Origin of the sequence: Pseudomonas sp. 2725, assembly GCF_050434585.1 — a bacterium.
Classification (GTDB): Bacteria; Pseudomonadota; Gammaproteobacteria; order Pseudomonadales; family Pseudomonadaceae; genus Aquipseudomonas; species Aquipseudomonas jessenii.
In genome coordinates this window covers 57,356-69,737 of sequence record NZ_JBNDIV010000009.1, presented here as the reverse complement: position 1 = coordinate 69,737, position 12,382 = coordinate 57,356, and the positions used below count along the sequence as shown (strand labels likewise).

The 12,382-nt window shown below is 59.9% G+C and carries 14 protein-coding genes and 1 pseudogene; 12 read left to right on the top strand and 3 right to left on the bottom strand.

From position 1 onward, the window contains the following. Positions 1–7: 7 nt before the first annotated feature. The 5 genes from ribF (at position 8) to ispH (ending at position 5,857) form a co-directional block, all read left to right on the top strand. A complete protein-coding gene (ribF, locus tag ABIE16_RS24145; protein ID WP_057713237.1) occupies positions 8–946 on the top strand; it encodes a bifunctional riboflavin kinase/FAD synthetase in 939 nt (312 codons plus the stop codon). A gap of 13 nt (positions 947–959) precedes the next feature. Beyond that, complete coding sequence (gene ileS, locus ABIE16_RS24140; RefSeq protein ID WP_057713238.1) at positions 960–3,791, top strand: isoleucine--tRNA ligase; 2,832 nt, start codon at positions 960–962, stop codon at positions 3,789–3,791. Next, on the top strand, positions 3,784–4,296 hold the full coding sequence (lspA, locus tag ABIE16_RS24135; protein ID WP_015096890.1) for a signal peptidase II: 513 nt from the start codon (positions 3,784–3,786) through the stop codon (positions 4,294–4,296). Before ileS ends, lspA begins: the two co-directional genes overlap by 8 nt. 7 nt (positions 4,297–4,303) lie before the next feature. Next, positions 4,304–4,741 carry an FKBP-type peptidyl-prolyl cis-trans isomerase gene (gene fkpB, locus ABIE16_RS24130; RefSeq protein ID WP_172435403.1) on the top strand — a complete coding sequence of 146 codons (438 nt, stop codon included), beginning with the start codon at positions 4,304–4,306 and terminating at the stop codon, positions 4,739–4,741. A 168-nt stretch (positions 4,742–4,909) separates the two neighbouring features. Then, complete coding sequence (ispH, locus tag ABIE16_RS24125) at positions 4,910–5,857, top strand: 4-hydroxy-3-methylbut-2-enyl diphosphate reductase (protein WP_090451485.1); 948 nt, start codon at positions 4,910–4,912, stop codon at positions 5,855–5,857. Here the strand turns inward: ispH and ABIE16_RS24120 are convergent. Then, positions 5,826–6,365 carry a GspH/FimT family pseudopilin gene (locus tag ABIE16_RS24120; protein WP_349736301.1) on the bottom strand — a complete coding sequence of 180 codons (540 nt, stop codon included), beginning with the start codon at positions 6,363–6,365 and terminating at the stop codon, positions 5,826–5,828. The genes ispH and ABIE16_RS24120 overlap by 32 nt on opposite strands. Before the next feature lie 130 nt (positions 6,366–6,495). On the opposite strand from ABIE16_RS24120, the gene ABIE16_RS24115 reads away from it, so the two are divergent. From ABIE16_RS24115 to thiO, 7 genes are read left to right on the top strand one after another with little or no spacing between them, the layout of a single operon-like run. Beyond that, the gene (locus ABIE16_RS24115; RefSeq protein ID WP_429522107.1) at positions 6,496–6,969 is read left to right on the top strand and encodes a GspH/FimT family pseudopilin; all 474 of its coding nucleotides are present in this window, start codon (positions 6,496–6,498) and stop codon (positions 6,967–6,969) included. Next, the gene (gene pilV, locus ABIE16_RS24110; protein ID WP_057713242.1) at positions 6,966–7,415 is read left to right on the top strand and encodes a type IV pilus modification protein PilV; all 450 of its coding nucleotides are present in this window, start codon (positions 6,966–6,968) and stop codon (positions 7,413–7,415) included. The genes ABIE16_RS24115 and pilV overlap by 4 nt, the downstream gene beginning before the upstream one ends. Next, a complete protein-coding gene (locus ABIE16_RS24105) occupies positions 7,412–8,119 on the top strand; it encodes a PilW family protein (protein ID WP_057713243.1) in 708 nt (235 codons plus the stop codon). Before pilV ends, ABIE16_RS24105 begins: the two co-directional genes overlap by 4 nt. Before the next feature lie 10 nt (positions 8,120–8,129). Then, positions 8,130–8,609, top strand: a complete 480-nt coding sequence (locus tag ABIE16_RS24100; protein WP_429522106.1) for a pilus assembly PilX family protein — start codon at positions 8,130–8,132, stop codon at positions 8,607–8,609. Continuing rightward, the gene (locus ABIE16_RS24095; protein WP_429522105.1) at positions 8,596–9,009 is read left to right on the top strand and encodes a hypothetical protein; all 414 of its coding nucleotides are present in this window, start codon (positions 8,596–8,598) and stop codon (positions 9,007–9,009) included. Before ABIE16_RS24100 ends, ABIE16_RS24095 begins: the two co-directional genes overlap by 14 nt. Positions 9,010–9,023: 14 nt before the next feature. Next, positions 9,024–9,425 carry a type IV pilin protein gene (locus tag ABIE16_RS24090; RefSeq protein WP_429522104.1) on the top strand — a complete coding sequence of 134 codons (402 nt, stop codon included), beginning with the start codon at positions 9,024–9,026 and terminating at the stop codon, positions 9,423–9,425. A gap of 56 nt (positions 9,426–9,481) precedes the next feature. Further along, positions 9,482–10,582 carry a glycine oxidase ThiO gene (gene thiO / locus ABIE16_RS24085; protein ID WP_429522103.1) on the top strand — a complete coding sequence of 367 codons (1,101 nt, stop codon included), beginning with the start codon at positions 9,482–9,484 and terminating at the stop codon, positions 10,580–10,582. 128 nt (positions 10,583–10,710) lie between these two features. On the opposite strand, the gene ABIE16_RS24080 is transcribed toward thiO, so the two are convergent. Continuing rightward, a complete protein-coding gene (locus tag ABIE16_RS24080) occupies positions 10,711–12,048 on the bottom strand; it encodes a sigma-54-dependent transcriptional regulator (RefSeq protein WP_429522102.1) in 1,338 nt (445 codons plus the stop codon). Continuing rightward, positions 12,045–12,362, bottom strand: a pseudogene (locus ABIE16_RS24075) (hypothetical protein); the annotation flags it as partial. The pseudogene ABIE16_RS24075 and the gene ABIE16_RS24080, both read right to left, overlap by 4 nt. Positions 12,363–12,382 lie beyond the last annotated feature (20 nt).

The following is a 12,382-nucleotide window of genomic DNA, read 5'->3' as shown; positions in this document are numbered from 1 at the left end:
GCGCGTTATGCAGCTGGTTCGAGGCCTCCACAATCTGCGCCCCCGGCATCGGGGCTGTGTCGCCACTATTGGCAACTTTGACGGTGTACACCGCGGCCACCAGGCTATCCTGGCGCGCCTGCGTGAGCGTGCGCTCGAGTTGGGCGTGCCCAGTTGCGTGGTGATTTTCGAGCCGCAACCGCGAGAGTTCTTCGCTCCGGACACCGCGCCGGCCCGTCTGGCCCGCCTGCGGGACAAGCTGCAATTGCTGGCTGCCGAAGGCGTCGACCGTGTTCTGTGCCTGGCTTTCAACCAGCGCCTGAGCAAGCTCAGTGCCAGTGAGTTCGTCGATACCATTCTGGTCGATGGTCTTGGCGTCCAGCACCTGGAGGTCGGGGATGACTTCCGTTTCGGCTGTGACCGCGCGGGAGATTTCGATTTCCTGCAACAGGCCGGCATCGTTCAGGGTTTTACCGTCGAGGCGGCGCAAACCGTTGAGCTGGATGGTCTTCGCGTCAGCAGCACTCAGGTCCGCAATGCCCTGGCCGCAGCTGATTTTGCCTTGGCCGAGCGACTGCTAGGTCGCCCGTTCCAGATTACCGGGCGGGTACTCCACGGCCAGAAGCTGGCTCGCCAGTTGGGTACGCCCACGGCCAACATACAACTCAAGCGCCGTCGCGTTCCGCTTTCCGGGGTTTACCTGGTCAACGTCGACATCGACGGCAAGACCTGGCCAGGCGTCGCCAATATCGGCGTGCGGCCAACGGTACAAGGTGATGGCAAGGCCCACCTCGAAATACATCTTTTAGATTTTGCCGGCGATCTGTATGACCGGCGTTTAACGGTGGTTTTCCACCACAAGCTGCGTGAAGAGCAGCGTTTCGCCTCTCTGGAGGCGTTGAAAACGGCGATCAACGCGGATGTCGCCGCCGCCCGTGCACTAGCCGCACCTAGCGCCCATCGCTAATGAAGAGCCTTAAATGACCGACTATAAAGCCACGCTAAACCTTCCGGACACCGCCTTCCCAATGAAGGCCGGCCTGCCACAGCGCGAACCGCAGATCCTGCAGCGCTGGGACAGTATTGGCCTGTACGGAAAGTTGCGCGAGATTGGCAAGGATCGTCCGAAGTTCGTATTGCACGACGGCCCTCCGTACGCCAACGGCTCGATTCACATCGGTCATGCGCTGAACAAGATTCTCAAGGACATGATCATCCGCTCGAAGACCCTGTCGGGCTTCGACGCGCCTTATGTTCCGGGCTGGGACTGCCACGGCCTGCCGATCGAGCACAAGGTCGAAGTGACCCACGGCAAGAACCTGGGCGCGGACAAGACCCGCGAACTGTGCCGGGCCTACGCCACCGAGCAGATCGAAGGGCAGAAGTCCGAGTTCATCCGCCTGGGTGTGCTGGGTGACTTCGCCAACCCGTACAAGACCATGGACTTCAAGAACGAGGCCGGTGAAATCCGTGCCTTGGCCGAAATCGTCAAGGGCGGTTTCGTGTTCAAGGGCTTGAAGCCTGTGAACTGGTGCTTCGACTGTGGTTCGGCCCTGGCCGAAGCGGAAGTCGAGTACGAAAACAAGAAGTCCTCAACCATCGACGTGGCCTTCCCGATTGCCGATGAAGCCAAACTGGCTGCCGCTTTCGGTCTGCCGTCGCTGGCGAAGCCTGCCTCGATCGTGATCTGGACCACCACCCCGTGGACCATCCCGGCCAACCAGGCGCTGAACGTTCACCCGGAATTCAACTACGCCCTGGTCGACGTCGGCGACAAACTGCTGGTGCTGGCTGAAGAGCTGGTCGAGTCGTGCCTGGCGCGCTACTCGCTGGAAGGCTCGGTCGTTGCGACCACCACCGGTAAAGCGCTGGAACTGATCAACTTCCGTCACCCGTTCTACGACCGTCTGTCGCCGGTATACCTGGCCGACTACGTTGAACTGGGCGCCGGCACCGGTGTGGTTCACTCATCTCCGGCCTACGGCGTGGACGACTTCGTGACCTGCAAGAAGTACGGCATGGTCAACGATGACATCCTCAACCCGGTACAAAGCAACGGCGTTTACGTGCCGTCGCTGGAGTTCTTCGGCGGCCAGTTCATCTGGAAGGCCAACCCGGCCATCGTCGACAAGCTGACCGAAGTCGGTGCGCTGCTGCACACCACCGTCATCGAACACAGCTACATGCACTGCTGGCGCCACAAGACCCCGCTGATCTATCGCGCTACCGCGCAGTGGTTCATCGGCATGGACAAGCAGCCGACCACCGGCGACACCCTGCGCCAGCGTTCGCTCAAGGCCATCGAAGACACCAAGTTCGTCCCGGCCTGGGGCCAGGCGCGTCTGCACTCGATGATCGCCAACCGTCCGGACTGGTGCATCTCCCGTCAGCGCAACTGGGGCGTGCCGATCCCGTTCTTCCTGAACAAGGAAAGCGGCGAGCTGCACCCACGAACCGTCGAGCTGATGGAAGAAGTTGCCAAGCGTGTTGAAGTCGAAGGCATCGAGGCCTGGTTCAAGCTGGACGCCGCCGAACTGCTGGGCGATGAAGCGCCGCAGTACGACAAGATCAGCGACACCCTCGACGTCTGGTTCGACTCGGGTACTACGCACTGGCACGTTCTGCGCGGTTCGCACCCGATGGGTCACGAAACCGGCCCGCGCGCCGACCTGTACCTGGAAGGTTCGGACCAACACCGTGGCTGGTTCCACTCGTCGCTGCTGACCGGTTGCGCCATCGACAACCACGCACCGTATCGCGAACTGCTGACTCACGGCTTCACGGTCGACGAGTCCGGCCGCAAGATGTCCAAGTCCCTAGGCAACGTGATCGCGCCACAGAAAGTCAACGACACCCTGGGCGCCGACATCATGCGTCTGTGGGTCGCTTCGACCGACTATTCGGGTGAAATGGCGGTTTCCGAGCAGATCCTGCAACGCAGTGCGGACGCCTACCGGCGTATCCGTAACACCGCGCGTTTCCTGCTTTCGAACCTGACCGGCTTCAACCCGGCCACCGACCTGCTGCCGGCCGAAGAAATGCTTGCTCTGGACCGTTGGGCCGTGGACCGTACCCTGCTGTTGCAACGCGAACTGCAAGAGCACTACGGCGAATACCGCTTCTGGAACGTGTACTCGAAGATCCACAACTTCTGCGTGCAGGAACTGGGCGGCTTCTACCTCGATATCATCAAGGACCGTCAGTACACCACTGGCGCCGACAGCAAGGCCCGCCGTTCGTGCCAGACCGCGCTGTTCCACATCTCCGAAGCGCTGGTGCGCTGGATCGCGCCGATCCTGGCGTTCACCGCCGATGAACTGTGGCAGTACCTGCCGGGCGAGCGTAACGAGTCTGTCATGCTCAACACCTGGTACGAAGGCCTGAGCGAATTGCCGGAAGGCATCGAGCTGGATCGCGCTTACTGGGACCGGATCATGGCGGTCAAGGTCGCGGTCAACAAGGAAATGGAAATCCAGCGTGCAGCCAAGGCTGTCGGTGGCAACCTGCAGGCCGAAGTGACGCTGTTCGCCGAAGACGCGCTGACCGCCGACCTGGCCAAGTTGAGCAACGAACTGCGCTTTGTACTGATCACTTCGACCGCCAGTGTTGCGCCATTGGTGCAGGCACCGGCCGATGCCGTGGTCACTGAAGTCAGCGGCCTGAAGCTGAAAATCGTCAAGTCGGGCCACGCCAAGTGCGCTCGTTGCTGGCACTGCCGTGAAGACGTCGGTGTGAACCCGGAGCATCCGGAAATCTGCGGCCGTTGCGTCGACAACATCAGCGGCGCTGGCGAGGTTCGTCACTATGCCTAATGCCGTTGGCCGTTTCGGACGGCTGAGCTGGCTCTGGTTGAGTTTGCTGGTCCTGGTCATCGACCAGGCCAGCAAGTTCTACTTCGAAGGCAAGCTCCAGATGTACCAGCAGATTGTAATCATCCCCGATTACTTCAGCTGGACCCTGGCCTACAACACGGGTGCGGCGTTCAGCTTCCTGGCTGACAGCTCCGGCTGGCAGCGCTGGCTGTTCGCGTTGATCGCTGTCGTGGTTAGTGCGGTGCTGGTGGTGTGGCTCAAGCGTCTGGGGCGCAACGAGACCTGGCTGGCGGTTGCGCTGGCACTGGTGCTCGGCGGCGCGCTGGGCAATCTGTATGACCGCGTTGCCCTGGGCCATGTGATCGATTTCATTCTGGTGCATTGGCAGAATCGCTGGTATTTCCCGGCGTTCAACTTTGCCGACAGCGCAATCACGGTTGGTGCTGTCATGCTGGCACTGGATATGTTCAAAAGTAAAAAGACCGGAGAAACCGTTCATGACTGAACAGGTATTGGCTGAGCAACGCATCGGCCAGAACACGGAAGTCACCTTGCATTTCGCATTGCGCCTGGAGAACGGCGACACGGTGGACAGCACCTTCGATAAAGCCCCGGCGACCTTCAAGGTCGGTGACGGCAACCTGTTGCCAGGTTTCGAAGCGGCGCTGTTTGGTTTCAAGGCCGGTGACAAGCGCACGCTGAGCATCGAGCCGGAAAACGCTTTCGGCCAGCCCAACCCGCAAAACGTGCAGATCATCCCGCGTTCACAGTTCCAGGACATGGAGCTGTCGCCAGGTTTGCTGGTGATCTTCAACGATGCGGCCAATACTGAACTGCCGGGCGTGGTCAAAGAGTTCGATGACGCGCAAGTGACCATCGACTTCAACCACCCGCTGGCGGGCAAGACGTTGACCTTTGACGTAGAGATCATCTCCGTCAAAGCGCTGTAAGGCATTACGGGGCAGCTTCTGTTGCCACCGGACCCTGTGGGAGCGAGCTTGCTCGCGATGAGTACCTGACATTCAATATTGATATTGACTGACACTCCGCCATCGCGAGCAAGCTCGCTCCCACAGTTTGTTTTTCATTGTTTTCGCGCGCAAGACACGAGGCACAGCATGCAAATCAAACTCGCCAACCCCCGTGGCTTCTGCGCCGGTGTGGACCGGGCGATCGAAATCGTCAACCGCGCCCTGGAAGTCTTCGGGCCGCCGATCTATGTGCGCCACGAAGTGGTCCACAACAAATTTGTCGTCGAGGACCTGCGCTCCCGTGGTGCGATCTTCGTCGAAGAGCTGGATCAGGTGCCGGACGACGTCATCGTGATCTTCAGTGCCCACGGCGTTTCCCAGGCCGTGCGCAGCGAAGCGGCTGGCCGTGGGTTGAAAGTGTTCGACGCCACGTGCCCGCTGGTGACCAAAGTCCACATCGAAGTGGCGCGCTACAGCCGTGACGGCCGAGAGTGCATTCTCATCGGCCACGCCGGTCACCCGGAAGTCGAAGGCACCATGGGCCAGTACGATGCTGGCAATGGCGGCGCGATCTACCTGGTCGAAGACGAGAAGGATGTCGCGGCTTTGCAGGTGAAAAACCCTGAAGCGCTCGCCTTCGTGACCCAGACCACATTGTCGATGGACGATACCAGTCGCGTTATCGACGCTCTGCGTGCGCGCTTCCCGGCCATCGGTGGACCGCGCAAGGACGACATTTGCTACGCCACGCAAAACCGTCAGGACGCGGTCAAGCAACTGGCCGACGAGTGTGATGTGGTGCTGGTGGTCGGCAGTCCGAACAGCTCGAACTCCAATCGCTTGCGCGAATTGGCAGAGCGCATGTCCACTCCGGCCTACCTGATCGACGGCGCCGAAGACCTGCAAAAGAGCTGGTTCGACGGCGTCGAGCGTATCGGCATCACCGCTGGCGCATCCGCCCCGGAAGTCCTGGTGCGCGGCGTGATCCAGCAGTTGCAGGCCTGGGGTGCCACCGGAGCCGATGAATTGGCAGGTCGCGAGGAGAACATCACGTTCTCTATGCCTAAAGAACTGCGCGTTCGTTCGTTGCTCTGAATTTATTCCCTTTTTCGCATAACGGCTGCCCAACCTTGTCGTTGCGCAGGCTGACGCGACCGGTCCGTGCCAACACCACTTGATGTTGGCTTACCGGTTCGCGAACGGTGCAAATGTATAACGTCCCTCCAATCAGTGACTCGCCCTGACCTCTGAATCGTATGGAGCTTTCGACCGGACCGTTCCCCACAATCGACACGCGTGCGCCGCTCTGGCGTTCGGCCAGCAGTGGGTTGTCGCTGTCCATCTCCCCCTTGCCGCTGATATCCAGAATCATCCGCCAGCCTTGGCTCCAGTCGCCATTGATGCCGTGAATCACCACGGCCTGGTTGCGGACGATGGCTTCGCTCCGGGCGGTGCGAATACTGCTGAAAAGGGCCTGCGCCGCTTGCTGTCTCTGGTTCGACTCGATCAGCGTTGCGAACGCCGGGCTGACCAACTGCAGAACAATTCCTGTAATTGCCAGTCCCATGAGCAGTTCGATCAGGCTGAAGCCTTGTTGCCGCATGACATCTCCCTCCGTGGCGTGCTGTGGCCCGCGCAATCCCTGCACGAGAAATGGCAACGCAAACGCACCGCATCGCTCGAATGTTGTGCTGCGCAAGAGCAGGTATAGCCGAAGGAAACAGAAGGCCCCGATGGATCATCCTACAAAAGGTTTCACGCTGATCGAGTTGCTGGTCGCGATCGCGATCCTTCTGATTCTGCTGACTCTGGCTGTCCCGGCGTTTACCCGCCCGATGCAAACAACGAGGGCGGATACTGAAATCGCTGACCTGCGACGAGCCCTGAATTTTGCCCGGCTCGAAGCCATCGAGCGGGGCAATGCCACACGGGTGCGACCGACGGCCGGTGGGGTTGCCTGGAGTGGGGAACTGACGGTTTACGACGGTACTGGCGCTTTGGCCAATGTATTGCGGGTTGTTCCGGCGATGAGCGGCGGTGCAACTCTGGCACTAACCTCTGACGTCACTGCCATCGATTTCAACAGCATGGGCGGATTGTCATCACCGTCCTCAGAGGTGGTGATCAGCTATGGGCGGGGAGCACAAAGCAGGACGCTGACGGTGTGTTTGAACGGACGAATTCTATTGGGTGGGAGTTGCGGATGAGGGCAGGGAGGCAAGGCGCGCAGGAGGGCATGACGCTGGTCGAAGTCCTGGTGGCGTTAGTCATTCTGGGAGTGGGCCTGCTGGGGGCGGCGGCGGTTCAGCTCAATGCGCTGAAGTACACGGACAGTGCGCGCATGACCAGTCAGGCCAGTTTTATCGCCTACGACCTGATGGACCGCATTCGCGCCAACGCCGCAGCGGATTACACCATTGCGCCGCCGGCCTCGGGCAATCCGGACGTTACCCGGGATCAGGACCTGTTTGATTTCAACGCCAACATCGTCAGTTCACTCGGAGCCTCCGCGACGGGCAGTGTGACCGTCAACCGGCAGGTGTACACCATCACTATTACCTGGGACGACTCACGGGCCGCGAATACTGCCGATTCACGACGCAGCTTCATCCTGAGCAGCCGCGCGGCCATTGATCCGATGGTGATCCCGTGAGGCGCCGCAGCAAGGGTTTTAGCCTGGTCGAGTTGCTGATCGCCATGGCGTTGAGCCTGATCGTGGTGCTGGGCGTGGTGCAGGTTTTCATCGCGGCCAAGAACACCTATCTCAGCCAGAATGCGGCCGCGAACATGCAGGAGGACGCACGTTTCGTTTTGAGCAAAATGATTCAGGAGATTCGCATGGTCGGCATGTTCGGTTGCCTGGAAAGGATCACTGATTCCAGCAAGAAAGGTGATTTCCATGCCAATCGTGTAACGCCGATCCGTTGGGACAATGGCAGTCGCAGTTTGACGCTGGTTACGGCGGATGTCGGCAGCAATGGCGACAAGCCGGACTGGACCGTGCTTTCCGATTGTAGAACCAATTCGACGGCCTACAGTGAAGGTCGGACACCAGTGGCAGGGCAACTGGCATTTCCGATCCGGCGGCTGATTTACAGCTTCAACAACAACCAACTGCTCATGAAGGGCGGGGATGCAGCAGGCCAGGTATTGGTGGATAACGTCGGCGCTTTCGACGTGAGCTTCGGCCTGGCCAGCACGGCCACTGATCTGGCTGCTTCGCGCTACAGCAGCAACCCGCCGAACCCCGCGCTGATTCGTAGCGTTCGCCTGAGCCTGACCCTCACCGATCCGAACCACCGCGTGAGCGATCAAACCTTCAACGTGGTTGCCGCTCTGCGCAACCGCTTGCCATGAGAGGGTGCCAATGAATCGGTCTCCCATGACGTGTTACACCCAGCGCGGCATGGCCCTATTGGTCAGCCTGGTGTTCTTGCTCTTGCTGACGTTGATTGGCCTTTCATCGATGCAAAGCGCCACCCTGCAGGAAAAAATGGCCGGTAGTGTCGCCTTGCGCAACCAGTCGTTTCAGCGTGCCGAAGCCGCATTGCGGGTGGGCGAGAGTACAGTGCAACGGGACAGTTATGCGCTACCTGTTTGTAGCGGCACCGTTCAATGTGCGCCACCGTCCGAGTCTTCGACTATTACCGCTGCCGGTTTCAACGCTTCTTCTGGAGTGACCTGGATTGCATCGGGCAACGGCTTTTATGGTGTGCAAAATATTGGTGACAGCGAAGATGCGGTGAATGTGCCAATCAATACCCGGGCGATGTTGTATCGGGTAACGGCGGTCGGCATCGCGGGGCATTCGCGCAGTGTGGTGGAGAGCATCTATGCGAAGTACTGAGCGACCTGTCAGGTTATGGCCACAACTGTTTGGTGCCGTCGTCGCGCTTAACCTGTCGGTGTCGGCGCACGCTGCCATATCAGCGGATTCGCCAGCGCTGAACCGGCCCACCTGTCTGGCCAATGGCAACTGGTACGGTTTTTACCATGGCAATCAGGGGTTGAAGGCCGTCTGCCTGAAGCTGCCCGCTGCGATCAGCGTTAAGATGCTCGACAGCAACGCCGATGGAGTGGTCGACAACAGCGACACGCTATCCGATGGCGTGATCTTTATCGGGGAACATTCGACCCAGGACGCCAGCGACAATGGCGGGGCCGTGAACGATTCCACTGGCGACGGTACTGCGGGGATGGAAAAATCCGGCGGCAGCCGTCGCATCATGTGGCGACAAATACAGTGAGTGAGAATTGAGGCATGCGTAGTTCCAACCGCGGTTTTACCCTGATCGAAATCATGATCGTGATTGCGATCATCGGTATTGTCATGACCATTGCTGCCCCGAGTTTCACCGAATACCTGAACAAGGGCCGTCGCGCAGAAGTAGCCGGTCTGCTCTCGGAGCAGGCGCAGCTCCTGGAGCGCTTCTACTCGCAGAAAAATGCCTACACCGATGCGACGGGCCTCAGTACCGGCAATGATTACTACAGCATCACACCGACCCTGACCGACCAGACCTTTCTGCTGACGGCGGTGCGCAAGGCTGACTCGAGCATGGCCTCTGACAAGTGCGGTGATCTGACCATCACCAACACCGGTGTGCTCGGTATGGTCAACGCGAAATCCGGCCTGACCAGCAAAGACTGCTGGGGGCGCTGAGTTTCTATTTCGGGTGCCTTTTGTACCCTCTGTCTATTTAACGATTGGATCAGAACATGACCAGGCAACAGCAAGTGGTGATTGTCGGCGGTGGGGTGATTGGATTGCTGACGGCCTTCAATCTCGCCTCCGAAGTGCAAAGCGTTGTGCTGCTGGATCGCTCGAGCGTCGGCCAGGAATCGTCCTGGGCCGGCGGCGGCATCGTTTCGCCGCTTTACCCGTGGCGATACAGCCTGGCGGTCACCGCGTTGGCTCACTGGTCCCAGGACTTTTATCCACAGCTGGGCGAGCGCTTGTTTGCCGCCACTGGCGTTGATCCTGAAGTGCACACCACCGGTCTGTACTGGCTGGATCTGGATGACGAGGCTGAAGCGCTGGCTTGGGCTGTCCGGGAAAATCGCCCGCTTAGCGCGGTGGATATTTCGGCAGCACACGACGCCGTGCCGGTGCTGGGCAGCGGTTTTTCCCGGGCGATCTACATGGCCGACGTCGCCAACGTGCGTAATCCGCGTCTGGTGAAGTCACTCAAGGCTGCGTTGCTGGCGCTGCCGAACGTGACGATCCATGAGCAGTGCGAAGTCAGCGGGTTTGTTCGTGAGGGCAACAAAGTGGTCGGCGTGCAGACCTCCACAGGTGCTGTCCCGGGCGATCAAGTCGTCCTGACGGCGGGGGCCTGGAGCGGTGATTTGCTCAAGCTTCTTGATCTGACGCTGCCGGTCGAACCGGTGAAAGGGCAGATGATTCTCTACAAGTGTGCGGCGGACTTCCTGCCGAGCATGGTCCTGGCCAAGGGCCGTTATGCGATTCCCCGGCGCGACGGGCACATATTGATCGGCAGTACGCTGGAGCATGAAGGCTTTGACAAGACGCCGACCGGGTCGGCACTGGAAAGCCTGAAGGCGTCCGCGGTGGAATTGATCCCGGCGCTGGCCGATGCCGAAGTGGTGGGGCATTGGGCCGGATTGCGCCCGGGATCACCCGAGGGCATTCCCTACATCGGCCCGGTGCCGGGTTTTGACGGGCTCTGGCTCAACTGTGGGCATTACCGAAACGGGCTGGTGCTGGCGCCAGCGTCATGCCAGTTGTTTGCCGATGTAATGCTGGGCCGTGCGCCGATTATCGATCCGGCGCCTTATGCGCCTGCCGGGCGGCTCTGACTGCTGGATCGCTGTCGTTTACCCGGTCGCTATCGCGAGCAAGCTCGCTCCTGCAATGGTTCTGAGGTGTTCGCAGTTGTTGTGTTCACCAATGACCCTGTGGGAGCGGCTTGCTCGCGATAAGGGCCTCAATCCAATCCAAACTTCTTGAGCCTATAGCGCATCGACCTGAATGACAGGTTCAACCGCTGAGCCGCCGCCGTGCGGTTCCAGCGGGTTTCCTCCAGGGCCTGGAGCAGTAGTTGGCGTTCGATGTTTTCCAGGTAGGCTTCCAGATTGTCGATCCGGGTCAGGTCCGGCACGCCACCCTCAGCCCCACAGTTGCCTTCAGCCAGGCGCAGGTCACCGGCTTCGATCTGTTTGTTCTCACACAAGGTGTGCGCCCGTTCGAGCATGTTTTCCAGTTCCCGCACATTGCCCGGGAAGCGATAGCTCTTCAGCGCATCGAGGGCTAGGGGGTGGAGTCTCGCCGCAGGTTGACCGGTATCGGCGGCCAGACGCTTGAGAATGTGGCTGGCTAGCATTTCGATGTCATCACGGCGCTCGCGCAAGGGCGGCACCCGGAGTTCGATCACGTTCAAACGGTAGTAAAGATCATGACGAAATCGTCCGGCGGCGACTTCGGTACCAAGGTCCTTGTGCGTGGCGCAGAGAATGCGCACATCCACCGCCACTTCCTGCTGCCCGCCAACGCAGCGTACGGATTTCTCCTGAATCGCGCGCAGCAATTTGACTTGCATGGACAGCGGCAGGTCGGCGACTTCGTCGAGCAGCAGGGTGCCGCCGTGGGCTGTCTGGAACAGACCGGGCTTATCTTCGATAGCGCCGCTGAAACTGCCTTTGCGATGGCCGAAAAACTCGCTCTCCAACAGTTCCGAGGGAATCGCCGCGCAGTTGATCGCAATGAACGGCTGATTGGCGCGAGGGCTTTGATCGTGGATCAGGCGCGCGACCAACTCCTTGCCGCTGCCGGACTCTCCGCTGATGTATACCGTCGCATGGCTGCCAGCCAGTTTGGTGATGTGTTCGCGCAGGTTGCGCATGGGCAATGAGTCGCCCAGCAAGCGACGATCGATGCCGACCCCGCGGGCAGGAACCAGCAGGGCGCTGGTGACCAGCTCACGCAGACGCGTAAGGTCCACCGGTTTGGTCAGGAAGTCGAATGCCCCGGCCTTGAGCACACTGATCGCGTTTTCGAGACTGTCATAGGCGGTGATCATCGCCACCTGGACCCGGGGGTGGCGTTGCTGGATGTGCTGCACCAGCTCCAGGCCGGTACCGTCCGGCAACTGCATGTCGGTCAGGCATAGATCGAAGGTTTCGCGTTTGAGCAGGGATTGCGCTTCGCCGACGTTGCGGGCGTTGAACGTCTCCAGCTTCATCCTTCCCAGGGTGATTTCCAGGAGTTCGCGAATGTCCGGTTCGTCATCGACAATCAAGACTTTTTGTCGTGGTCTGGTGTTCAACGTGGGTTCCGTCCGAGAGCAAAGGTCATGCAAAAGCAGCCGCTTTCCTGGCGTGCCTTGAAGTCTAGGCGGGACAGAATGCTTTCGCCCGGCTGGCCGGACAGATAAAGCCCCAGGCCCTTGATATGGCGGGCTGGGGCTTCATTTTCGAGTATTTCCAGTGATTTCAGCTCGAGCCGTAGCGGCGACATTTGCTCGCGGCGCTGCAGGTGCAGGACGTTTTCGATTACCCGGTTCATTCGCAGAGAGAGGTCTTGAATAATCTGTGTCAGACGTCGATCTGCACCTTTCAGTTCCTTGGGTGCGCGCGATAGTCCTTAATCGGCCGCTATTT